Below are 23,851 nucleotides of genomic sequence, written 5' to 3'. Positions count from 1 at the left end.
TCAAGCAAAAACACACAAACCGACGAGCGATACGTTAGCGTCCAAGATTATACCGGTGAAGGTTATCGTATGAAGGGCGGTGAGGAAGAAGAAGTTATTGCGAAAAAAAACAGAGAAGAAATTGAAAAGGCTGTTAAAGAGTTTTTCCTAGATAAATATAAAACAGAAGTAGAAGTCCAGCATATGATTGGTGCAGATGGTGCGGCTACAGTTTTTGTAAAATCAAAAGGTCTACTTGATTTCCATACATATGCAATCGTTCCTATTAACGACAAAGAAAACAAGGTTTTTTATAATAAGGTCCGATCGCAACCTGGAGATGTAGAAAGAGCTATGCAAACAGCCCTTTATCAAATATCAAACAAAGAAGCGTTCGATCAACTTCAAAAACTCACAGCGAATTTTCCAAAAAAATATCCTATTGTAGGAGAGAACCCTGAATTCACACAAAAATTCGCATACACCGGTTATGTTACACCCTTTTTTTATATAGGTATTCGAAACCATGCTCTTAAGCCATTATTAGAAGAATACTTAAAAAACCCCAATATCTCAGAAGATGAAATCAAAAAGGCTTACACCTCTAATAAATTTAAAACTGAAGATGTAATTTTTTCTCTCCAATATTTTATGAAGGAAAAGAAATCAAAGCCAGATTCCGAGATTTTTGAGCAGCTTAGTGAAGAAATTAAGAAAGCAGATAACCTCCCTTCTGGTTCTTATGGTATTTCACTTCATGATAACTACGTAAACAAATTCACAGGCCTTGGTAGTAAAAAAGGCTCCCTTGATACAAATTTTAACCATTTAATAATTAAACAGTAGAAGGTGGAGGTTGTTAATGGCAGTGAGTAGTTTAGATATTCGCAAACCCTCTTCTAACCATCCAGATTTAGTGGAATTAGCTGGATACCATGCTTATCTGAATATTAAAGAGCGTTCTCAATTTGAAGTTAACAATACAGAATATACTGTTCTAAATACCAGATATGAGCATCGAACTGGCTTGGATGCTATGACTGTGCAGAACAATATCACCCAGGAAGTAACTATCGTCTTCGTTGGCACAGATGCGGCGGGTAAATATGGGAATCAGGATATTTTAACGGATGTTCAGTTGCTGAGTCCTATAGAGCCGAGACAAATCAAAGCTGCACGGGCTTATTATAAAGAGATGTCGGAAAAATACGAGATTTCTTCAATTACGGGCAATTCTCTTGGCGGTGGGTTGTCACTTGCCGTTGGGGTTCAGAATCCACATTTAAATGTTGTTACATTGAACCCTGCTCTTCTTCCCGAGGGATTCGTGGACCCCCTAACAAATTATCGTAATATGGTGAATTACTTTAGTAGCTATGATGTCCTGACAACAGCATTGAAGTCCTTGCATCTTGAAAACAATATTCCTGGAAGTCATTACAAACTTAATAATGGTGTCGCTTCTCCGGAGTATATAACCACAAATCATACGGGCTATATTAAAAATGCTGAAGACGGGCTAAGGGATCCGGCGACGGGACAGTACTATCAAATTGGCAATGAGAAAATTTATATTGATGCAGATTCTCATATTGTAACTAGCATTTGGACTGGAGAGTCGTTGCACGGGGGACTTTCTGAGATAATTGATATCAATAAGGATGAACTAGACTTGCTCGCTTCTGCACTGGAAAAGCAAGTGATGGAGCGCTTGAATCTTGCTTCCACATACATCAAAACTTCTACAGATATTGTTAATGAAGAGGACGCTCAATTTAATCAGCGCGTACAGAAACTGCAAACAGCTTTTGAAACGAGCCTCGAAGAAGCGTTTGGCGACCCTGCATACAAAAGTCTCCTGTCAACTGGGCATCTGTTCAAGCAAGTAATCGATAGTGCCATCAGCTTACTGAATATTGCAGAAAGTAAGTGCAGAGGTTTAAATGCGGTTTTAAACTCACCCCCTATGGAATTTATCGAATTCATAACCTCTACTTCTATTGACGTAGAAGGACCTTTTAATGCTGTATATGAAAAACTTGAAAACATGAAAAGTTCAGCTGACCAGATTGCATCATCCTTTAATCATCTATTCAACAATGTGATTCCTGAATGTTTCAAAGGAGGAACCAATCAGTTTGCGGATGCTGTTGTAGGGGAACTGAAATCCCACTTTGATATCCTTAACGGTAACAACACAGATATGAAGACACAATTTGAGAACTTTAAAAATCTCATTAGTGAAACCGGAAAAAATTTCACTGACATGGACCAGAATATTGCTACCTCCATAAAAAGTTCTAAAGGCGGGGATTTCCAGGCTAATCTTAGCAAGGCAGCATCTATTACGTTAAAAGAATCACCATACCTTACCGAGAGACTGAAACTCAAAATGATTGCCCTAGAAGGCGGCTATGCAACTTTTACAGCATCTACTTTTTCAAAAGTAATTTTTCCATTATTCAGTGGCTTGGATATAATATTACGGGGAATTGAATTCCAATTAGAGCTTATTGTTTTAAGTATACGAGGTATTAATAGTTTTCTACGTAAAATACGCATACCAAACATTCCTGGCCTTCCACTCGATTCTTTACGGGAATTTGAAAATAAAGTTGAAAACAGAGCTTCAGAAATACTCGTTAGCATGGAAGAATTCGCCGGTACGGTCGAAGGTCTACGAAAGGGTGTAGACCGCTTTATCATTCATTATCCTGAGGTCATCCGAAACTTTAGACCTTATTTAGACTCTGCCCTGTTCAGTAAGTCAAAATATCATAAAGTTTACCTCTATAATCTTGCAGCAGCGAATATTATCGATGAATTAGAACTCCTATATAAAGATATCGCAAACCAGCTTTCCTCCCAAAAAGCTGTAGCTATAGAGGCGCTCGGTGGTGTAGCGCACAACATCACAAAAAACCTGACCATACTCGAAGAGCAGGTAAAGCGCGGGGCATATATATAACCGAGAAGACCAACATTTTGGTCTTCTTTTCTAGCCCTTTTATATCAAACCTTTTCATGCAAACAGAACCTCATGATCACATACCATACTGATTAACTCGAAATTATGCCCCCTCCCCCCACTTACAAACGTTAGATTATATCTCCCGCAATTTCCCAGTCAAAAAATTGACCCAGCTTATGAAGATCACTTACCATAGAATTTAGTAGTATAACTAGGAGAAAATAGGATTCACTTACAATAAGAACTCGAGTAAAGGTGATTATGATGAAAAAAGAAGTCCATGTCGTTGGTGCAATTATTGAAAATGAAAAGAATGAAATCTTCTGTGCGTTAAGAAGTCCAGAAATGACTTTGGCGAATTATTGGGAGTTTCCAGGTGGCAAAATAGAAGTTGGAGAAACACCCCAACAAGCGTTAGAACGGGAGATAAAAGAGGAATTTACTTGCACCATTAGAGTTGGTTCAAAGGTAGAAGATACAACTTATGAATACGAGAAAGTAATTGTACGACTTGAAACATACAAAGCGAAATTAATAGATGGACAACCTACCGCATTAGAGCATGCAGCTACGAAATGGGTTGCGAAAAATGAGCTTTCACAACTGAATTTCGCCCCTGCAGATATCCCTGCTGTTGAGAAGATTGCAAAGGAATATGAATAATAAAGCCTAAGAAATGGTGTGAATACAAATGGAACAGCAGCAACTGATTCGAAAAATCGAAAACTCTCTTTACAAAGGATTTATCGATCAAAACAAACCGGTGTCCGCACAGTTCAGACCAAAACTGTTAACAAACAAACAACATGAATCAGTATTATCAACATTACTACAAGAGTTAAAAACGTGTAAAACCTTTATCTTCTCTGTCGCCTTTATTACTGAAGGTGGCTTAGCAACTTTAAAATCTATGCTCTATGATCTAAAGCAAAAAGGGATCAGCGGCCGCATATTAACGTCAACATTTCTCAACTTTAATCAGCCGAAAATGTTTAAAGAGCTTCTGAAACTTGATAATGTAGAAGTTCGACTGACTAGTGAAAAAGGCTTCCATTCAAAAGGTTATATTTTTGAACATGAAGACTACTTTTCTTTAATTGTCGGAAGTTCAAATTTAACAGACAGTGCTTTAAAAGCGAATTACGAGTGGAATGTATTTTTAACATCATTAGAAAGTGGAGAAATCATTAACCACTTTAAAAATCAATTTGAAGACGCCTGGAATGAAGCGATTCCTTTAGGAGAAGAATGGATTGCTAATTACCAACAAGTTTATGAATTACAGCCTTTTGTTAAGCGCACTAGTTCAAATGCACTGGAACTAAATGTTAAATATTTAACAAACGCTTTAGCTGATAGTCTGGCAATTCAACCGAATAAAATGCAGACAGCAGCCCTCGAACAATTAAAGGCGCTCCGTGCATCGGGTGCTCAAAAAGGTTTGATTATCTCAGCAACAGGTACAGGCAAAACATTTTTATCAGCTTTTGACGTTCGAAATTTCGCGCCGAAAAAAATGCTGTTTATTGTCCATCGCGAACAAATTTTAAAGAAAGCGATGCAGGATTATCGGACAATTCTCGGTGGGCATGAAGATGATTTTGGCATTCTTTCTGTTACTTCAAAAGATGTTCATGCCAAATACTTATTTGCCACGATCCAAACGATTTCGAGAGATAGCTGCCTACAGCAATTTGCGAAAGATCAATTCGATTATGTGTTGATAGATGAAGTACATAAAGCAGGGGCAGAATCTTATTTAAAAATTATCGATTACTTTAATCCAAAGTTTTTACTTGGCATGACGGCAACACCTGAAAGAACTGATGGGTTCAACATATATGAGTTGTTTGATTACAACATCGCGTATGAAATTCGTCTGCAAGCAGCCCTTAAAGAAGATATGCTCTGCCCTTTCCATTACTTTGGTGTGCTGGACTATGAAAAAAACGGAGAAACGATTGATGACGCAACAGAACTTCGAAAATTAGTATCTTCGGAACGTGTAACACACATTATTGAGAAAATTAATTACTACGGCTACTCAGGGAATCGCGTTCGCGGACTAATGTTTTGCAGTTCAAAGGAAGAAGTTCATAAACTTTCTGATGCTTTAAACGCGGAAGGTTTGAAAACGATTGGATTGACTGGTGATAATTCGCAAGAAGAACGAGAAGAAGCAATTCAAAATTTGAATGACGGTTTTCTCGAATATATTTTAACGGTAGATATTTTTAATGAAGGAATCGATATTCCATTCTTAAACCAAATCGTCATGCTGCGCCAAACACAATCGAGCATTATCTTTATACAGCAGCTAGGCCGTGGTTTGCGTAAACACGATTCAAAAGACTATGTAACCATTATCGATTTTATCGGTAACTATAAAAATAACTTTCTCATTCCGATTGCCCTTTCTGGGGACCAAACGATGAACAAGGATAACGTCCGGCGAAGAACGGTAAACACGGACTATATCCAAGGTGTGTCGACGATAAACTTTGAGGAAATTGCTAAAAAGAAAATTTTTGAGGCGATTAACAATGCAAACCTTTCGAAATTAAAAATATTACGCGACGCTTATACAGAAATGAAAAATCGTTTAGGCCGTATCCCTACCCTTTTTGACTTTATGGAACATAACTCAATCGATCCTGAAGTAATTATCGGTTACTCTGATAATTACTTCCATTTCCTTTTGAAAATAAGAGAAGATATTCCCTCCCTTACAGAATATGAATCTTCTGTCTTAACGATGTTTTCAAGAGAGTTTCTGAATGGGAAACGAATACACGAAATTATGCTAATTGAAGCACTGCTTACGGATGAATCAATTTCTAGAGAAGCTTTCATTAGAAAGTTAACCAATTTCGGAACATATGCGGATGAAGCTACTATATCATCTGTTGAAAACATGTTCTCGTTAAAATTCCATGTTCAAAACGATGTGAAGAAGTATAAATTTAAGCCAATTATTGAAGTTGTTGATGACAGCTATAGATTCAATGAAGAAATCCAGGAGAGTTTGCGAGACTCTAGTTTCAAAGGATATATCCAGGATATTATAAAATGTGCTTATAAGAAAAATAAAAAGTTTGATAAAACAAAAGCACTGACATTATTCCAAAAATACTCCCGCAGAGATGCATGCCGATTGCTGAACTGGCCGCATGATGATTCATCTACCATTTACGGTTATCGCGCAAAGCATCATACTTGTCCGATTTTTGTTACGTACCATAAAAAGAACGAAGTCGAAACAAGTCAAGCTTATGGCGATGAATTTCTAGCACCCGAGCTATTCAAATGGTTCACTCGGAATCGTCTAAACCTTGATTCAACTGAAGTAAAGAACATTTTATCTTATAAAGAATCAGGCATGGCTATTCATCTTTTTGTAAAAAAGGATGACGGCGAAGGAACTGATTTCTATTATCTCGGTCAAGCCGATATTGTTAAGGACAGTGCAATAAACGAAACAATGCCCGATGGAAAAGGAAATCACTTATCAGTTGTGACAATGAATTTAGTGCTAGAACAGCCCGTACAATATAATATTTATCATTATTTAGTAGAAGAATAACTCAAAACTTCCGTCATTATTATCTGTGCAGCTGTATTCCTGATACAGCGATTCTTTCATTTGTTCTTTGACAAAAGAATAGCCAATAACACACCTTCATCGATAATATGATATTTGATTTGAAACCTTTTCATTTAATATTTTTGGTTCTTTAGACTGGTGAAATGGAAACGAGACATTGTGAATCAGGCAATCCATTGGTATTATGGTTTTGATAGCAAGTTAGGGAGATGTTTTGATGTTGACGATAAAGGAAATTGCAGAGATGGCGAATGTTTCAAGAGCAACCGTCTCGAGAGTTTTAAATGCATCAGGTTATGTAAGTGAAGCTGCTAGAAAACGGGTGCTGGAAGTGGTTGAAAAAACAGGGTATGTGCCAAGTCAACATGCAAAATCACTTCGAACAAAACAAACAAAAGTCATTGGAGTTATCCTTCCAAAGATCAGTACCGAAACATCAAGTCGTATTGTAGATGGAATGAATGATGTATTTAGTAAGCAAGGTTTTCAAATCTTACTGACAACAACTAATCTTGAACCTGAAAAAGAAATCGAGTATATCCGATTATTAAAAAGCAGGCAAGTAGATGGGATTGTTCTATTTGCTACGAATATAAATGCGGAGCTAATCACTGAAATTGAACAGCTCCAACTGCCTTTTGTAGCTATTGGCCAAGACATTCCTGGCGTTTGCAGTGTAACCTATGAAGATTTTCAATCCTCAAAAACGATGGTAAAAGCAATCATAGAAAAAGGATATAAAAACATCGCTTTCATTGGTGTCGATGAATCAGATCGTGCAGTTGGCTTGGATCGGAAACAAGGGTTCCTTAAATCAATGGAAGAACATAACCTAGTGGTTAGAAAAGAATGGGTAAAAACGACAAATTTCGATATACCATCGGGCTACGAGGCAATGAAAATAATAATGGAGCATTCTGAAACAAAAGAGATTCCTGATGCCGTCTTCGCTGTAACAGACAGAATAGCTATAGGAGCAATGCAGTATTTGAAAGAAGTAGGATATAAAATTCCGGATCAAATAGCAGTATCAGGAATGGGGGCTGCTGATATTTCTCAGTATGTTCAGCCAGCCTTAACAACAATTGAATATGAAAATCAGAGAGCTGGCAAAGAAGCCGCATTATTGCTCCTTGACCAAATTGTTAAAAATGAACGGAATGATAAAAAGGTAATTTTAGGATATAGACTAATTATAAGAGATAGTATATAATCAGTGTGTAATCGATTTCATAAGTGACATTTGCTTTTTACCTAAAGATAGAAGTTGATTTTAATAATGAAAATCAATGAATGTTTTTAGGATTTTTTTTATAAAAATATGAAATCGATTTCATATTTTTTTATTTTTTTGTGAAATCGATTTCATTTTTTAAGGAGGGTTTGCTAATGGCTGAAAATAGTCAAATTGCAAAGGAAATAATCGAAGCAGTAGGCGGACAAGAAAATATTTTATCAGCTGCCCACTGTGCTACGAGGCTAAGAATTATGATAAAGGACAAGGAAAAAATAGACCAGCAGAGAGTCGAAGACATTGAGAAAGTAAAGGGTGCCTTTTTTAACTCTGGTCAGTATCAAGTAATTTTAGGAACGGGAACTGTCAATAAAATTTATGACGAAGTAATACGTCTCGGGGTTGGAGGTTCCACCAAATCAGATCAAGCAAAAGAAGCCGCTCAAAGTGGGAATACATTCCAAAGAGCAATTCGATCCTTTGGAGATGTTTTTGTGCCTATCATCCCTGCTCTTGTTGCAACCGGATTATTCATGGGGTTGCGCGGACTTGTTATGCAGGAACAAATCCTCGCTTTATTCGGTTTATCACCAGATAACATTTCACAAAACTTCATTTTATTTACGCAAGTCTTGACTGATACTGCTTTTATCTTTTTACCTGCACTTGTTGCGTGGTCTACTTTCAGAGTTTTTGGCGGAACTCCGATTATTGGTCTCGTTCTGGGACTTATGCTAGTTAGTCCAGCCTTACCGAATGCCTGGAACGTCGCAGGAGGGAGCGCTGAACCAATATTGTTCCTTGGATTTCTCCCAGTGGTAGGTTATCAAGGATCTGTATTGCCAGCATTTATTGCCGGTATCGTCGGTGCCAAACTAGAGCAAATGATTCGCAAACGTGTTCCTGATACTCTTGATTTGGTTGTAACACCCTTTTTAACATTATTAATTATGATTAGCCTGGCGTTATTTGTTATTGGCCCTGTCTTCCATACGGTTGAAAATTTGATTTTGGATGCAACTGTTGCTGTTTTGAAGTGGCCTTTTGGCATCAGCGGATTCCTAATTGGGTTCTTAAACCAAATTATTGTTATAACAGGTGTACACCATGTTTTCAATATGCTTGAAATTTCCTTGCTTGAAAAGTTGGGTAATAATCCATATAACGCAATTGTTACCGCTGCCGTTGCGGCTCAAGGTGGCGCTACATTGGCAGTAGGTTTAAAGACTAAATCCAAAAAATTGAGAGCATTGGCTCTTCCGTCATCCTTATCCGCTTTTTTAGGAATAACCGAGCCAGCCATCTTTGGTGTGAATCTCCGATATGGAAAACCATTCCTGATGGGCCTTATTGGCGGTGGTGTCGGGGGCTTCTTCGCATCTATCTTTGGTTTAAAAGCAACAGGAATGGCTATTACGGTTATTCCTGGAACATTGCTTTATTTAAATGGACAAATTTTACTTTATTTACTCGTAAATATCATAGCTATTGCTATAGCATTTGTTTTAACATGGTTGTTTGGTTTTTCCGATAAACAATTAAAAGACAATCGATAATAAGTAATCGAATGATGAATAATCCCAGTTGAGAGGAAGTAATTCCTCTCATCGCTATTTCAGCAGGAGGGAACAACATGCCAAGATATACGGAACCAAAATATAGAACGATTTATGAAGCACAAGAAAATGAACTTGAAAAGCTTAAAGCAAAATCTGCTGATTCGAGATGGAAGCCGGCTTATCATATCCACCCTCAATGCGGCCTATTGAACGATCCGAATGGTCTTGCCTATTTCAATGGAGAATTCCATGTCTTTTATCAATGGTTTCCGTTTGATGCGATTCATGGGAACAAACACTGGGCCCACGTAAAATCAAAGGATCTGGTCAATTGGGAGCGCCTTCCGGTGGCTCTGGTCCCTTTAGAAGATTATGAATCTCACGGAGCTTATTCTGGCGGTTCTCTAGAAGTGGATGGGAAACTGTACATGTATTACACCGGGAATATTAAATATAGCGCATCGGAAAGAACGGCTAATCAGTGCCTGGCGATAATGGATAAGGATTGCACAATCACGAAATACAAAAAAAACCCGGTTATTGAAGGCGTACCGGAAGGATATACCGGCCATGTCCGCGACCCTAAGGTTTTTGCGAAGAATGGCAGATTTTACATGATTCTTGGAGCGCAAAGAACGAATTTAACAGGTGCCATTATTGTCTATGAATCTGACAATGCCATTGACTGGTCTTTTAAAGGTGAATTAAAGGTAAGCCTCGAATTTCCTGCATCTGTTTATATGCTCGAATGTCCGGACATTTTTGAATTGGATGGTTTTGATGTGATGATTATCTCACCGCAGGGCTTGAATGCGGAAGGACATAATTATTACAATATCTATAATGTCATTTATTTGCTGGGCAAACTGGACCTTGAAAATTTGAATTTTCAAGTAGATCATTATCAAGAGCTAGAAAAAGGGTTTGATTTTTATTCCCCACAGACCTTTGTTGGCAAAAATAATGAGCGCCTCCTATTTTCTTGGGCCGGAATGGGTGAAGTGGATTATCCGTCTGACAAAGAGTCATGGGCACACTGCCTATCCGTTCCACGAGAATTAAGAATTGTTAATGGAAAGCTTATTCAAAAGCCTGTACAGGAATTAAAATTGCTAAGACAAACATCAAAATCCAGGAGAATGATACTTCCGGAAGCTGGCGGAGAAATCAGGAACCAATCAGACCAATATGAACTTGAAGTGGAGTTCAAAGAGATAGAAGGTAACAAATTCGGCATTGAATTGTTTGCTTCTGAAAATGAAGGGCTTATGCTGGAGTTTAACCGTGGTCAGCAGACCGTTAGCTTAAACCGTGAGAATTTCGAGGCGGCTTTTGGCGGGGAATACGGTTATGTAAGAAGCTCGGAGCTTGAAATAGAGGACAAGGTGAAGGTCCAGATATTTGTTGACCACAGTATTGCAGAAATCTTTCTCAATGATGGTAAAGTTGTTTTTACTGCCCGGGTTTTCCCAAAAGCAGAATCAACAGGAATCAAAATTTTCAGTGATGGGAAAATCAGCTGCAGCTATAGCATGTATGAGCTTTCGCAAGGAATATCGATTTAAGGGTGAGACGATGACGAAACTTTACTCAATCGGAGAAATATTAATTGATTTTATCCCACGGCAGAAAGGAGTCGCCTTAAAAGATGTACTGTTCTTTGAACGGGCTCCAGGTGGCGCTCCCGCCAATGTTGCTGCTGCAGTGGCTAAATACGGACACGAAGCATCAATGATCACTAAGGTTGGCTGTGATGCATTTGGTGACTACCTTATTGAACAGCTCGAAAATATTGGAGTGCAAACAGATAAAATCTTTCGCACAAAAGAAGCAAATACAGGTCTAGCGTTCGTATCGCTGAAAGAGAACGGAGAACGTGATTTTACCTTTTATCGTAAACCATCTGCCGATCTTCTTTTTACGGAAAATGAAGTGAAGGAAAATTGGTTTGGGACGGGTGACATCCTTCACTTTTGCTCTGTTGATTTGGTCGAGAGTCCCATGAAACAGGCACATAAAAGAGCAATTGTTTTGATGAAAGAAAAGGGCGGCCTTATAAGCTTTGATCCTAATGTCAGATTGCCATTATGGGATAATTCTGAGGAATGCCGTACAGCAATACTTGAATTCCTGCCGCAGGCGCATCTCGTTAAGATTTCCGATGAAGAATTGGAGTTTATAACAGGAATTAGTAATACAGAGGAAGCCATCCAGTCCCTTTTTAAAGGTGATGTGCTGGCGGTCGTATATACAAAAGGCGCAGCAGGTGCCAAACTACATGTCAAAGGCGCAAATTGGCAATCTTCCGGATATAAAGTGGATGTCCAGGATACGACCGGTGCTGGAGATTCTTTTATCGGTGGGTTCTTGTTTAAGCTGCTTGAAGAACAGGCAACCCCTAAGAACCTTGTTCAAGTATTAATGGAACGACATGCTGAAATCCTCCAGTTTGCCAATGCAAGCGGCGCGCTGACTGCTGCAGGAATAGGAGCCATTTCAGCTCTTCCAAAAAAGGAACAGGTTTTAAATCTTATCGAAGTACAAAAGTAAAACGCTTAAAATAATATGACGATACTGATAAGCGGAAAGTGTGGGATAAAAACCGCTTCTCCCCTAAATTCTCCCACGCTTTCCAATACCCTTTTTGAAAATTCTTTTCCTCCTACCCCCAAAGTTTCCAACATAGTTACCTAAGTTTATGTTGTTAGTCACTTTTTGTCGAAAGCTGAAATGGAAACATGCTTTTATAAAAAATCGATTTGCCAAAATACTCATATACTTCGACAGCACTTTGGGGAGGAAATATAGATGAATCGAGTTTTTGGATGGATTGTCAGGTCCTTTTTTGCACCTGTAACCGGGAATGCGGGAGCAATTGCGAGTACACTTGGATTTTTTCTAGCCTTTCTGCCTTTAGGTAATTTAAGAATTTTATTATTGCTGGCTTTTTCTCTTTTGTTTCGCCTTAATATCATTGCCTTATTACTAGGTGCTTTTGTTACAGCTTTTATACCAAATATGCGTGATTTGCCCGTGCTTGATTTGGGCTGGCTGGATAAATACTGGTTTTTTGCTGTAATAGAAGCAAAATTCCAATCTTCCCAAAGCATTGTTTCCGGGTTGATGGGCGGCATAATTGGCCTTATTTGTTATTTCTTTTTCCACTGGTTCTACAATCTAGGACTGAAAAAAGAAAATCGCGATCAAGATCAGGTTTTTCTTGATCCTGCTAAAAGCCGCTGGTCGATTATTAAACGAATGAGTGTCGGCTTTGCCATCTTGATGGTGATTATTGCACTGTTTTTTAACCAAAGCCTCAATACGAAACCGGCCGTTCCCTCGCTTGCCTTAAAAGAAAAAACAGCAAAGAGCGGCATACAACCTGTCAATGCCAGGATCAGTGAAAAGGCTTTTCCGTCGCAAACAGTGAAAAAAGAGAATATGGGACGCTTAGAAGACAAACAAATAGAGTCAAAACAGGAGGTTTATGGCTTTTACGTCAATTGGGACAATAACAGTAAATCTTCCTTCAAGAAAAATGTAAAATCGATCACAACGCTGGTACCAGAGTGGCTTCAGGTTAATCCTGATCTCTCTCTAAAAGCGAACACGGATATCGAAATGAAAGGAATCGCACAGAGACACGATGTTAAGGTGCTTCCATTAGTTAATAATTTTGTTAACAATAAATGGGATGGAGAAATTCTCCACCGGCTGTTTACCACCCCTGGTGCCGAAGACCGCTTTATAAAAGATATGCTTACTTTTGTACAGGCCAATCATTTTGATGGAATCAATATCGACTTTGAAGAAGTCCATCCAAAGGACAGAAATCAGTTTACCGAGTTTATGAAAAAAACGTATGCTGCGTTTCATCAGAATGGCCTAGCAGTCACTGTCGATCTCCCGCCAGGCAACAATAGCTTTGACTATCCTTCGATCGCTGCGAATGCAGACAGGGTGTTTATCATGCTATATGACCAGCATTACTCAACAAGTACGCCTGGACCGATTGCATCAACTGACTGGGTAAAAAATAAATTAAGCAAGCTTAATATCCCTTCCGAGAAACTAGTTGTGAGTTTAGGAAACTACGGCTATAAATGGGAGGAAAATTCGAAAAAACCTGCAGAAGCAATGACCTTTAGAGATGTCATGGAGCTAAGCAGGAAAAACAACATTCCAATTTATTGGCATCAACAATCAGGCAATCCTTATTTCCGCTATAAAAAGGACCGTAAAAACTATACTGTCTGGTTCCTTGATGCCGCATCTTTTTACAACCAAATGAGGCTGGGAATCGACAGCGGCTCAAAAGGCGTAGCAATCTGGCGCCTCGGTTCTGAAGATCCTGCTGTGTGGAAATTTATCAATAAACCGAAGGAATTCAAGGACCCGTCCGGTGCCCTTACGTCCTTAGCTAGTCCAAATCCTGTGAACAGTACGGGAGAAGGAGAAGTCTTACAGATAACCGCTCCCCTAAAAGCAGGAAAAAGAACGGTCGAATTGGATTCGAACAGCATGGTCCAAAAGTTAAGCTATGACAAACTGCCAAATCCATTAGAAATTGTACGGCACGGGAAATCCAACAAGAAGGAAATCGTTCTGACTTTTGATGACGGCCCAGATCCTGCGTACACACCAAAAATATTGGATATTTTGAAAAAGAATGATATTAAGGGATCTTTCTTTATCGTCGGAAAAAATGCGCTTATGCATCCAGAACTCGTTAAAAGAATGCACAAGGAAGGCCACGAAATTGGCAACCATACGTATTCCCACCCTGATATCGCATCAAGCACTCCTTATCAAACAAGAATGGAACTGAATGCGACTCAGCGCTTATTTCAAGGAATTACAGGCCATTCGATGACACTCTTCCGCCCGCCATATGTGGCCGAAGCTAACCCGCAAACAAATAAAGAACTTGTGCCAATAATACGGGCACAAGAGATGGGTTACACCATGGTCGGGAAGCAAATTGATACGGACGACTGGAAAGGTATCTCTAAAAATAAAGTGGTGAACCGGGTATTGAGCCAGCTGGAGAATGGAAATGTGATTCTGATGCATGACTCCGGCGGTGACCGGTCCAGCACGGTAGAGGCCTTGTCGCTGATCATAAGTGAGCTTAAAGCGCGCGGCTATACTTTTACAACCATTGGCGGCCTTCTTGGAAAAAGCGAGAAAGAAGTCATGCCGGCAGTAAGCAAGGACAGCCCTTTTCTAATTTATGATAAAGCCGTCTTCATGGCCATGAAAGGCTGGCATTCAGGCTTAAATCTCCTATTTTATTCTGCAATCTTTTTAGGTATTTTAAGGCTGATTGTCTTCGTATTCCTTTCGTGGAGACAGCGAAAAAGATATCAGGAAACTGTGATAGACCCTAACTTCACTCCCTTTGTTAGTGTCGTCATTGCCGCCTACAATGAGGAAAAAGTAATTTGCAAAACGATTAATTCTATTCTTGCGAACACTTACAAAAACTTGGAGATTCTGGTAGTTGACGATGGTTCTAAAGATGAAACGGCTGCTATTGTAGAGGCTGCTTATGTTAACCAGCCTTTAGTGAGACTGATTAAAAAAGCGAACGGCGGCAAGTCTTCTGCAGTCAATCTTGGCTTTCATCAAGCAAAGGGAGAAATCGTTGTCGCCCTTGATGCCGATACCCTCATTGCTGAAGATGCCATTTCCCTGCTCGTGAATCATTTTAAACATCAAAATGTCGCTGCGGTCTCAGGAAACGTAAAGGTAGGCAACAAACGAAACCTCCTTACAAAGTGGCAGCATATCGAATATGTGACAGGCTTCAACCTTGAGAGAAGAGCCTTTGCCACCCTCAACTGCATCACGGTTGTACCAGGCGCAATCGGTGCGTGGAGAAAGACTGATGTGGAGGAAGCAGGTTACTTCCAAGAGGATACACTAGCGGAGGACACCGATATCACCCTTACGCTTCTTCGCAACGGCAAAAGAATTGAATTTGAAGAGAAAGCCTATGCGTTCACAGAGGCTCCAGAAGATATCAAGAGTCTTGCAAAACAGCGCTACCGCTGGGTGTACGGTACCCTGCAATGCTTATGGAAACACCGCTCAGCTTTATTTAGCTGGAAGAATAAATCATTAGGTTATATCGCTCTTCCAAACATGTGGCTGTTTCAATATGTCTACCAGACAATAGCGCCGCTGGCTGACATTTTGTTCATCCTGGCCCTTTTTAACACCCAGCCTCAAAAAGCAGCCATTGGGTTTATCCTTTTCTATCTGCTCGATCTCTTTGCTGCATTATACGCATTCCGTTTAGAAAAAGAAGATCCAAAGCCGCTAAGCTCTTTGTTCCTACAGCGCATCCTGTACAAGCACCTGATGACCTATGTCGTGATTAAATCAATCTTCTCGGCGCTAAAAGGAGGAACCGTCGGCTGGGGTAAGCTAAAGCGAAAAGGCAACGCAACAAAGGAAAATACGATTGTCGAAGATGCAAAGGAAACTATATAGGAGTTCCGTTAAGAAATGTGGATTTACAACGAAGCTTATTTTCAAAACGATCCCCCTGTTTTTAATAACCTTAAGATAGTTTTAGTGGTCTGAAAGACTCTAACGAGACCACTATGTCTGAATTAAAATGGTATTATACCAATAAACCATATGGTGAAATAGCTTCTAAATTTAGATAATCACTTGTATAGCGGTAGAGGGTGACTTCTTTTTCCAATTTCATAATGTGGGTTTGCATCTACATGAATATTTACAAGTATTGAGAAGCTCGACTTGTATAATATATGGCGCATTAATAAAAATCAACTAACTAATATTAAATATGATATAGAGATAAAATTACAACTAATGATTGCCAAAAGTAGGTGATGAAATGACCAGTCATTATTTTATTGCAAGTTTAAGACCGATACAAGAGTTCCATCAAGAGAATAATAACTTCCCATTTATTAGTGGTGAAAATTATAAGGCACATTTACCATTTACACTGCCGTATGTTTATGAATATGGTGAAGAAGACTTCGAATTTGTAACCTTTTTAGACAAAATCATGGAGTTTGGTGACGTTATTGAGCTATATATCTATGAAGAGGGCCGCCATGGCAAAGCATTGTCTTTTAATTATCCTGAAGAAGCAAGGACGATAAATCTTTTAAATAAGACTTATAAGGATCAATATGGTCAATATCAGTTAAGTGAAAAAAAATGGAAAGAAGAACTGGTGAGACGAACTATTGCTTCCAAGCGAAGCGTGACTACGGTTGTAAAATACTAAGCGATTTATCAATGATAACTGAAGCAAACTACTAAGCCTAACAACTCTTAACACCGAGAGGTTAGGCTTTTTTATATTTTTAAAACCCCTAACGTTGTAAGTCCGTATTTCCCTGATGTTATCCCTACAACAAGTAAAGCCTTTCCCAATCGATGAGGGCTTTCTCTTGCTTTTACATAGAAATAGATCACCAAATGTTGGCGACCTATTTTCCGCTGCTTTCTTTTCTAATCTTTTTTTGCTCTACTTTTTCCTGTACTGCAATTGATGCCCGCTGTGCAGGAGCTGGTTTGACCGTAGAAGGCCCAGTGCCAGCCGGACGTGCTGTACCCGCAGTCGCTGGCCGCTTCGAGGTAGCAGGAGGAGTCTTCCCGCTTGGTGGCGTTGTGTTTCCAGGTGTCGTTGATACGGGAGGCTTACTTGGCGTATTGGGATTCACGGAAGGTACCTTTTTTACAGGAGTTACAGTGGGTTGACTTGGTTTTTTCGAAACCGGTGCTGTTGGAGGAACTTCTGCTTTTCTTGTAACAGTAGTATTAGCTGCTGTTTGATTTTGACTAGCAAAATTAGCCTCAGGCTTTTTGCTAATTGTCTCCGCCTTGGGTGGTGCGGCAGCTACTTTATTCGCTGTTTCATTCGCCGCTTTTACCTGAACAGCAGGCTTACGATACTGTTGCTTTTTATCATCGTCTTTTTTCTTAATCGGTTTCACTGCAACTCTCTCGGTCTTTTCTTCTACTTTTTTCGGCAATGCTAATTTTTTAACAATCGGCTCAAATAACACGGCATTCGTCACAGAAAACGTAACAGCTCCCGCTACTACCATAGCCAAGGCTCCCTTGCTCATTTTGGCCATAAAAATCCCCTTGATGTTTTGTATGATTTTACTAATAAAAGAATACGAAGTTACCCTACTCTATTAAGGGGGTATGATTGGGCAGAAAATTTTGGGTATTTTTATTGTATTTTACTAACCTTCTTTATTTTTATTCTAGCTACTAGTTAGCCCTCTCACTAATAAAGCTCAACACACCACTATAAGCTCTTTGTGCTGATATTGGGTTATAGTTTAGAGAGTAAGGGTCACTAAACCCGTGTTTTCCATTGAATTTATGTACTACGATATTCTTTTTATCTAAAGTGGAGATTAACTCGTCTACATGAAATGATTTTTCTTCCTCTGGAAAGAAAAGCAGTGTTGGGCATATTGGTGTTAATTCTGCATAATTCCTAATGCGCGAACCGTAGTATCCAATTATTCCGTTCACACGTTCGTCCTCACAGCACAACCAGGCAACAGTTGCTCCTACGCTAAATCCTATAATCAATATTCTTTGGTATTTCTCTTTAGCACTGGAAACTATCTGTTTTACTTTATTTACAGCATTTGTAAAACCTATGCTCTCCATAAAATATTGATAAGCAGTTCCCTCTTGGGAATAATCAAAAGGTGTCTCTCGTCCTAATAAATTGGGACAAATGACATTAAAATTCTGCTTTGATAACAATTCACAAAAGCTCTGAATATGTTTGTTAACTCCATAGATTTCATGAATGACAATGACTAGAGTATCAGAATTTTTCATTTTAGCCTCCGAACGAGAGTAAAGACACCAATTTATTAATACGTAACTTCATGCTCAGTTAAAAAATAAATTTTTGTCGCTCAATCTTCTCACCAGTTTTTCGGGTCAAGCTGATATGATCCCCTACTTGTCTTAGTAAGTAAAAGGAACCCATCGTAAAATATGCAATTACGATGGGTTCCTCGATTGTTTCTTGCCCAAATACATAAGAAAAATAAACCGGACGAGAGGTGAATTTTATATGAAGAGTCAGACATGATAACCTAGCATGTACTAATTTTAATCTGTCAAGTAGATCCATTAGATGGTTATTTCTAGCTACTGGCGGATGGTGCAATATTGCCTTCTTAATGTTCCTGTAAAAGGCAGACAATCTTTTCCCTGTCTTATTGTTGCAGCACCGTCTGTTGTTGTATAAGGAGGCATTCCTGGGAAAACATTCATTATCAAAAGCCTTACAGAACCATCTTTTAGATAAATATCATCGATTGAAGGAGTTAATGTGGGTCCGTCTTTTCATATATCCTTTTTTGCAGTTCGAATATAGTTATATCAGATGGTACCCCTTTAAGAGCATTATCTATTCCCCGCACTTTGTCAGCTATACCAAAAACAACGCTACCCCCACCGCCATTTGCCATACAAACAGCATAACTAATCATTGTCTTTATGTTATCTTCTCTACATCTATCGTTCCATTGTTTGAAGTCTAAGTCTTGTGCTTCATAATTATTTATCTTTATTTTACACATATTTGACACAGCAGCATACTTTTTCTCAAACCGATTCTATAAAAAAACAATAACTCTTAACATAAATATGGTTCAAGAACATATCGAAAAGTATAAGCTTTCCGTTTAGGTTTGTTGCTGAAACCATAACAAACGGTGGACGCCCCCTATATACGGTTCACCGTTTTGAATCTAAGTGAAGCTATTGTCTTTCGCCCAATTGACTCCATGTAAATTAATAAAAAAATGACCTACCCTTTGGGCAAGTCAAGTGCTTGGTATGCTAGTTGGTACTTTCCGCCCTCAGCAACCTCTGTATGGTACAACGCCTTGAGGGCGAAGTTTTTCTCGAGCTGGTGTTCTTCCATCAGCTCTTTTAAGCGCATTTGCAATTCCTCATTGTCTTTGATCAGCTTTTTCATTTGAGATTTGATATATTTCATTGTCTTATAACACCTTTCTAAACTCAGATACGTGCGTCAATGGCTCAAGTCATGTCTGCAAACTGGAAGTATAATGTCGAAAACGCATAGAAATGATCATGTTATGCCATTCCTATGCGTCTCTGTATCGATATAGCATGATTCTTTCTACCGCAGTTTCTTTATAAACACAACCTTAAGGTAGTTGCCCTCAGGGAATTCTTTTATTGTTTTAAAGTCTTTCGGAAGGGAGAATTCTTCAACAAGCTGATACCTTCTGTTAGATTCTTTAAATGCCATATCAATAAAGCTTTTAAATTTATTCATATTAAAAGAGCTAGCATTAGTGGAAGCTACGATAATTCCCTCATCTTCCGTTATCGAGATAGCTTCCTTCAAAAGATTTTTATAGTCCTTTTCCGCGCTAAAAACCATCTTCTTTGACCTTGCGAAGCTTGGGGGATCGAGTATAACCATATCAAACATTAGCTGCTTCTTCACCGCATACTTAAAGTATTTGAACACATCTTCAACGATGATATCCTGAGCGTTATAATCTAGCTCGTTCAAACTAAACTGCTCAATGGTTTTGTTTAAGCTTCTGTTTGCTAAATCAACACTTGTCGTTTTAGCTGCGCCTCCTACGGCAGCAAATACCGAAAATGCGCCTGTGTAGGAAAAGGTGTTCAGTACGTTCTTTCCTGCTGCATAAGTATCTCGAATTCTTTTTCTTACATCTCTTTGATCTAAAAATACACCAACCATCGCACTTTCATTTAAATATATAGCGAAGTTTACTCCATTTTCTTTAACGATAATCGGGAAACTTCCTCTTTCTCCCAATACAAAATCGTCTTCTTCAATGTATTTCCCGCTGACATCAAATCTCTTCTTTTGGTAAATTGCTTTAAACTCAACCAATTCTTTCAGAGCATTAATAATCTGCTCCCGAAAGTGATAAATACCTTTGCTGTACCAGTTGATTAAATAGTAGCCATCAAAATACTCTATCGTTAAACCGCCTAAGCCATCACCCTCACCATTTACAACTCTGAAGGCATTGGTATCAGGGCTATTATAAAACGGCTCTCTATACTTAATCGCGTCTTTCAATTTTTTCACAAAAAAACTTTGATCGATCTGTTCATTCTCGTTTCTACTAAGAGTCCATCCGTAACCTTTGTTCTGCTTTCCAACATAGCCTTTTGCGATAAACTTATCTTTTTCATCAACGAGGCGGATAATCGTTCCTTCTTCCGCACCATCGTTAAAATGAATGATGGCTTCCTTTGATATGAGCGGATAACCGCTTCTATATTTATTTACAAACTTGCTCTTAACTTTTAAAGTGACATCTTTTTTCATCTAGTCATCCTATCAATTTTATTATCGTGCCCAAATAATCCCCCGCCATTTCGCGAGGCAAACATGCTGAACACACTAGATAAGCATACCATTTATAGTGCGCTAAATCATTTACATATAAATTGGGACATATTCATTTCTCCATTGTAACCACTTATTCACCCTGTTATTTAAGGTTGAAGCGATAAAATGGCAAAAAACACATTCCATAGAGGGAAATGTGCTTTTATCCTTTATGTCATGACTCTTTTAAAAGATTTTTCATGATGAAGCAGCCATTCTTTCCTCCAGAGACCACCTGCATAGCCGGTTAACTTTCCTGTTGACCCAATAATTCGGTGGCAAGGAATCACAATGCTTAACTTGTTTTTCCCGTTTGCATTCCCTACAGCTCTGATGGCTTTTTCATTCCCAATGGAAATGGCAATATCCTTATAGGACCCCGTTTCCGCATAGGGAATTTCTATTAAAGCTTCCCATACTGTTTTTTGAAAGCCAGTCCCTTCAAATTGATACGGAAATGAAAATTCATGACGATCACCTTTAAAATACTCATCAAGTTGGGTATAACATTCTGCTAGAACATTAGGAGTTTGATCCTGTAAAAAACTCTCCTTTTTATCTTTTTCTGAAAATAAAATCGAGTTGATTGCTTCATTGGTTCCCATTATTTCAATTATGCCAATTGGTGATTCATAATCCAATTGATGTGTTTTAGTCATATAAAGACCTCCAAAGATAAAAGGTAGCGTATGCCTGCCAGCCTTCCCAACCTGTTGCATACCCTTCTATTTCTCCTATAGTCGGTTTCCTCTCAAGACCTAATAGATTCTTTAAGGCATTATGAAGACCGACATCTGAAACTGGGAATGCAGAGGTATCGTGCAGGCATTTCATCATCACATAATCCGCCGTCCATGCTCCAATACCTCTTATTTTCATTAATGATTTTCTTATTTGCTGAACATCTTTTTCCTGAAGCAGTAATTCTTTTGTTAGCACACCATTTGTCATAGCTTTTGCAATATCAATGATATATTCCGCTTTCCTAACAGTAAATTGAAGTTTCCTTAAGTCATCAACGTTGATGGAAGCTATTTTTTCAAATGAGGGGAATAACCAATACGTTTCTCCATTGCAGGTTAGACTATCGCCATATTGTTCGACGAAGCGCTTCTTTAGTTTGTAGGCAAAAGTTAAATTAATTTGCTGTCCTATAATCGCCCATACCAACGCTTCAAATAGATCGGGAATACCGATAATCCGCAATCCATCATATTTAGGTACAATTTTCTTTAAAACTTTATCTGTGCTAGCAACTTGATAAAATCCCACTAAATCCTGATCCAAATCAAACCATTCCCAAATGTACGCTGCCACTTTGTTTCGCAAGTCAACCGGTGGAGGGCTTATTGGGAATTCAACTTTTATAGCATTATGGGTGTATCCAATACGACATAAAACCAAAGATTCGTTCACTTTTATTAGTTTATATACAGATCCTTCTTTCAATTGATGAAGCACTTCCTGGCTGGACCTGCCTAAAAAAATTAAACACTCTTCAAAATTAAATTCCTTTGGCGGATAAATTTCTAGATAAGATCCACAATCAGTCCAATTCATTTAAAAGTTCCTTTCGGTATTCACTAGGTGAACAGTTCTTTATGCTGCGAAATATTTTATAAAAATTGGAGGTACTCTGGAATCCAACCTCATAGCATATCTCTAGGTTCGTCATGGTTGTATTTTTTAAAAGGTGGGCCGCTTTATCAATGCGTATCTTTTCTAAATAAGTACGTGGAGTTTCAGAGGTTTCTTGTTTAAATAAGCGTTCCAAATAAAAAGGGCTTAAACCAACTACATCCGCAATATCCTTTAGTATTAAATTTTGTTTATAATGATTGACCAGGAACGTAATGACACTTCTGACAAACGCCACATGCGGGGAATGCGCCACTTCTGGCTGGCATCTTTTGCAAGGACGATAACCTGCTTTTTCTACTTCCTCTATGTCGTCATAGAATTCAACGTTTATTTTTTTCGGCTTCCTTGATCTGCAAGAAGGGCGACAGTATATTTTCGTTGTTTTTACTGCAGTAAAAAATAGCCCGTCATATTTACGGTCACATTCGATGATTTTCTCCCACATCTCCTCAAATGAGAGGTTGATATTCGTCACCATGTTACTTCACACTCCTCTCTGTACGTCCTACAATCGGGTAGTCTTTACTTTACCAATACTCTTTACAAAGTAAGCAATCACTTTATCGGATAAATCATTTCTAACACCTTAGCTTATTACAATTCGTTATTCCAGGTAAAGATAATACATTTAGTGGGAGATTAACTTTATCTCTTCCTCATATTTGTAGTTTATTTTAACAAGTATCCGACCTCCAATCGTCCTCATTCTTGCTCTTATGGTCTCGGTATTCAAATAAAAAAGTGAAGCTAGTGCGCTTCACTTTTCACGTTTATATTCATTTTTCAAAAAAGACCTTGTCTACGTTGTATTTTGCTTTGAGTGTATTAATAATATACGTTTCATAAATTTCTCTATCTACAGGGTCTTCAACCACACAAACGTCAATTTTAGTGACTTCGTCTCTATGATTTTTTATTGGGGAAACAGTGTCTTCGAAATGCTTTTTAATCCTTTGCCTCAATTTCCTAGCCTTACCGACAAACAAAAGCTCTTCTTTATTGTTATAGAACATAAAGATGCCGCCCTTTTCTCTAGTAATGAGATGGAAATCTGTAAACCCGTAAATATTACTTAATTCAGGGTTCTTCTGTTTGGTAATTGTAACATCGGGTTTTGGAATGGTTATGTTAATCACTTTTGTTCACTTCTCCTTTGGTGTTTGGTTAAAGGCAAAAACAACACTACTTCTATTGGTATGACCCACTAGTTCCTTTAATATCCTTTTACTATATTATCATCTAAACTTTCGCACACTTACGCTTTAGAAAATAAATTATATTCTGAAGCTCATTTCCCCAATGATAGCACACCTTTCAATACATATATACTTTTTGTCCGAGCGTTAAACTGTATCTGATTTTTTTTAGAACTATCAAACAAACCCCCGCTCTATTCCATTATCATATTTTTCTTTAGGGAAAA

At 38.5% G+C, this 23,851-nt stretch carries 19 protein-coding genes; 10 read left to right on the top strand and 9 right to left on the bottom strand.

Annotated elements, in window-relative coordinates; all coding sequences use genetic code 11:
- From BQ5796_RS17135 to BQ5796_RS17090, 10 genes are all read left to right on the top strand, one after another.
- A partial coding sequence (locus BQ5796_RS17135; protein WP_141769967.1) for a DUF1672 family protein occupies positions 1 to 825 on the top strand: 825 nt, incomplete at its 5' end.
- A gap of 16 nt (positions 826 to 841) precedes the next feature.
- Positions 842 to 2,947, top strand: coding sequence for an SA1320 family protein (locus tag BQ5796_RS17130; RefSeq protein ID WP_071461574.1), 2,106 nt, complete (start codon positions 842 to 844; stop codon positions 2,945 to 2,947).
- Positions 2,948 to 3,214: 267 nt separating this feature from the next.
- Positions 3,215 to 3,613 carry an 8-oxo-dGTP diphosphatase MutT gene (gene mutT / locus BQ5796_RS17125; RefSeq protein ID WP_071461573.1) on the top strand — a complete coding sequence of 133 codons (399 nt, stop codon included), beginning with the start codon at positions 3,215 to 3,217 and terminating at the stop codon, positions 3,611 to 3,613.
- A 28-nt stretch (positions 3,614 to 3,641) separates the two neighbouring features.
- On the top strand, positions 3,642 to 6,533 hold the full coding sequence (locus BQ5796_RS17120) for a DEAD/DEAH box helicase (RefSeq protein WP_071461572.1): 2,892 nt from the start codon (positions 3,642 to 3,644) through the stop codon (positions 6,531 to 6,533).
- A 238-nt stretch (positions 6,534 to 6,771) separates the two neighbouring features.
- Positions 6,772 to 7,767, top strand: coding sequence for a LacI family DNA-binding transcriptional regulator (locus BQ5796_RS17115; RefSeq protein WP_071461571.1), 996 nt, complete (start codon positions 6,772 to 6,774; stop codon positions 7,765 to 7,767).
- A 176-nt stretch (positions 7,768 to 7,943) separates the two neighbouring features.
- Positions 7,944 to 9,344: a sucrose-specific PTS transporter subunit IIBC gene (locus tag BQ5796_RS17110; RefSeq protein ID WP_071461570.1), complete on the top strand. Its 1,401-nt coding sequence runs from the start codon at positions 7,944 to 7,946 to the stop codon at positions 9,342 to 9,344.
- A 77-nt stretch (positions 9,345 to 9,421) separates the two neighbouring features.
- Positions 9,422 to 10,912, top strand: coding sequence for a glycoside hydrolase family 32 protein (locus BQ5796_RS17105; protein ID WP_071461569.1), 1,491 nt, complete (start codon positions 9,422 to 9,424; stop codon positions 10,910 to 10,912).
- 10 nt (positions 10,913 to 10,922) lie between these two features.
- On the top strand, positions 10,923 to 11,897 hold the full coding sequence (locus tag BQ5796_RS17100) for a carbohydrate kinase family protein (protein ID WP_071461568.1): 975 nt from the start codon (positions 10,923 to 10,925) through the stop codon (positions 11,895 to 11,897).
- 573 nt (positions 11,898 to 12,470) lie between these two features.
- Positions 12,471 to 15,845, top strand: a complete 3,375-nt coding sequence (locus tag BQ5796_RS17095; protein ID WP_071461577.1) for a trifunctional glycoside hydrolase family 18/polysaccharide deacetylase/glycosyltransferase family 2 protein — start codon at positions 12,471 to 12,473, stop codon at positions 15,843 to 15,845.
- Positions 15,846 to 16,218: 373 nt separating this feature from the next.
- Positions 16,219 to 16,620 (top strand): hypothetical protein, encoded by a 402-nt coding sequence (locus BQ5796_RS17090; protein ID WP_071461567.1) that lies wholly within the window; start codon positions 16,219 to 16,221, stop codon positions 16,618 to 16,620.
- Between the two features lie 205 nt (positions 16,621 to 16,825).
- On the opposite strand, the gene BQ5796_RS17085 is transcribed toward BQ5796_RS17090, so the two are convergent.
- From BQ5796_RS17085 to BQ5796_RS17040, 9 genes are all read right to left on the bottom strand, one after another.
- Positions 16,826 to 17,476 carry a hypothetical protein gene (locus tag BQ5796_RS17085; RefSeq protein ID WP_071461566.1) on the bottom strand — a complete coding sequence of 217 codons (651 nt, stop codon included), beginning with the start codon at positions 17,474 to 17,476 and terminating at the stop codon, positions 16,826 to 16,828.
- 142 nt (positions 17,477 to 17,618) lie between these two features.
- Positions 17,619 to 18,206: a dienelactone hydrolase family protein gene (locus BQ5796_RS17080; RefSeq protein WP_071461565.1), complete on the bottom strand. Its 588-nt coding sequence runs from the start codon at positions 18,204 to 18,206 to the stop codon at positions 17,619 to 17,621.
- A gap of 497 nt (positions 18,207 to 18,703) precedes the next feature.
- Complete coding sequence (locus tag BQ5796_RS18600) at positions 18,704 to 18,958, bottom strand: AlbA family DNA-binding domain-containing protein (RefSeq protein ID WP_071461563.1); 255 nt, start codon at positions 18,956 to 18,958, stop codon at positions 18,704 to 18,706.
- A 230-nt stretch (positions 18,959 to 19,188) separates the two neighbouring features.
- On the bottom strand, positions 19,189 to 19,380 hold the full coding sequence (locus tag BQ5796_RS17065; protein ID WP_071461562.1) for a hypothetical protein: 192 nt from the start codon (positions 19,378 to 19,380) through the stop codon (positions 19,189 to 19,191).
- 147 nt (positions 19,381 to 19,527) lie between these two features.
- Positions 19,528 to 20,724: a class I SAM-dependent rRNA methyltransferase gene (locus BQ5796_RS17060; protein WP_071461561.1), complete on the bottom strand. Its 1,197-nt coding sequence runs from the start codon at positions 20,722 to 20,724 to the stop codon at positions 19,528 to 19,530.
- Positions 20,725 to 20,957: 233 nt separating this feature from the next.
- A complete protein-coding gene (locus tag BQ5796_RS17055) occupies positions 20,958 to 21,446 on the bottom strand; it encodes a methylated-DNA--[protein]-cysteine S-methyltransferase (protein WP_071461560.1) in 489 nt (162 codons plus the stop codon).
- The gene (locus BQ5796_RS17050; protein ID WP_071461559.1) at positions 21,439 to 22,347 is read right to left on the bottom strand and encodes a DNA-3-methyladenine glycosylase family protein; all 909 of its coding nucleotides are present in this window, start codon (positions 22,345 to 22,347) and stop codon (positions 21,439 to 21,441) included. Before BQ5796_RS17050 ends, BQ5796_RS17055 begins: the two co-directional genes overlap by 8 nt.
- Positions 22,334 to 22,906, bottom strand: a complete 573-nt coding sequence (locus BQ5796_RS17045; protein WP_071461558.1) for a bifunctional transcriptional activator/DNA repair enzyme AdaA — start codon at positions 22,904 to 22,906, stop codon at positions 22,334 to 22,336. The genes BQ5796_RS17050 and BQ5796_RS17045 overlap by 14 nt, the downstream gene beginning before the upstream one ends.
- Positions 22,907 to 23,204: 298 nt before the next feature.
- Positions 23,205 to 23,564 (bottom strand): nucleotide excision repair endonuclease, encoded by a 360-nt coding sequence (locus BQ5796_RS17040; protein ID WP_071461557.1) that lies wholly within the window; start codon positions 23,562 to 23,564, stop codon positions 23,205 to 23,207.
- Positions 23,565 to 23,851: the final 287 nt, after the last annotated feature.

It is taken from the genome of Bacillus massilinigeriensis, from assembly GCF_900111815.1.
Classification (GTDB): Bacteria; Bacillota; Bacilli; order Bacillales; family Cytobacillaceae; genus Mesobacillus_C; species Mesobacillus_C mediterraneensis.
Note: the sequence above shows the minus strand (reverse complement) of the source record. Positions and strands in the feature narration are given on the sequence as shown.

What these genes read in the sequence shown, in the direction of transcription:
- BQ5796_RS17120 (WP_071461572.1), top strand. Translation starts at nt 3,642, where the DNA reads ATGGAACAGCAGCAACTGATTCGAAAAATCGAAAACTCTCTTTACAAA.
- BQ5796_RS17065 (WP_071461562.1), bottom strand. Translation starts at nt 19,380, where the DNA reads ATGAAATATATCAAATCTCAAATGAAAAAGCTGATCAAAGACAATGAG.
- BQ5796_RS18600 (WP_071461563.1), bottom strand. Translation starts at nt 18,958, where the DNA reads ATGTGTAAAATAAAGATAAATAATTATGAAGCACAAGACTTAGACTTC.
- BQ5796_RS17050 (WP_071461559.1), bottom strand. Translation starts at nt 22,347, where the DNA reads ATGAATTGGACTGATTGTGGATCTTATCTAGAAATTTATCCGCCAAAG.
- BQ5796_RS17110 (WP_071461570.1), top strand. Translation starts at nt 7,944, where the DNA reads ATGGCTGAAAATAGTCAAATTGCAAAGGAAATAATCGAAGCAGTAGGC.
- BQ5796_RS17115 (WP_071461571.1), top strand. Translation starts at nt 6,772, where the DNA reads ATGTTGACGATAAAGGAAATTGCAGAGATGGCGAATGTTTCAAGAGCA.
- BQ5796_RS17130 (WP_071461574.1), top strand. Translation starts at nt 842, where the DNA reads ATGGCAGTGAGTAGTTTAGATATTCGCAAACCCTCTTCTAACCATCCA.
- mutT (WP_071461573.1), top strand. Translation starts at nt 3,215, where the DNA reads ATGAAAAAAGAAGTCCATGTCGTTGGTGCAATTATTGAAAATGAAAAG.
- BQ5796_RS17055 (WP_071461560.1), bottom strand. Translation starts at nt 21,446, where the DNA reads ATGACTAAAACACATCAATTGGATTATGAATCACCAATTGGCATAATT.
- BQ5796_RS17105 (WP_071461569.1), top strand. Translation starts at nt 9,422, where the DNA reads ATGCCAAGATATACGGAACCAAAATATAGAACGATTTATGAAGCACAA.
- BQ5796_RS17090 (WP_071461567.1), top strand. Translation starts at nt 16,219, where the DNA reads ATGACCAGTCATTATTTTATTGCAAGTTTAAGACCGATACAAGAGTTC.
- BQ5796_RS17045 (WP_071461558.1), bottom strand. Translation starts at nt 22,906, where the DNA reads ATGGTGACGAATATCAACCTCTCATTTGAGGAGATGTGGGAGAAAATC.
- BQ5796_RS17060 (WP_071461561.1), bottom strand. Translation starts at nt 20,724, where the DNA reads ATGAAAAAAGATGTCACTTTAAAAGTTAAGAGCAAGTTTGTAAATAAA.
- BQ5796_RS17085 (WP_071461566.1), bottom strand. Translation starts at nt 17,476, where the DNA reads ATGGCCAAAATGAGCAAGGGAGCCTTGGCTATGGTAGTAGCGGGAGCT.
- BQ5796_RS17080 (WP_071461565.1), bottom strand. Translation starts at nt 18,206, where the DNA reads ATGAAAAATTCTGATACTCTAGTCATTGTCATTCATGAAATCTATGGA.
- BQ5796_RS17095 (WP_071461577.1), top strand. Translation starts at nt 12,471, where the DNA reads ATGGGCGGCATAATTGGCCTTATTTGTTATTTCTTTTTCCACTGGTTC.
- BQ5796_RS17100 (WP_071461568.1), top strand. Translation starts at nt 10,923, where the DNA reads ATGACGAAACTTTACTCAATCGGAGAAATATTAATTGATTTTATCCCA.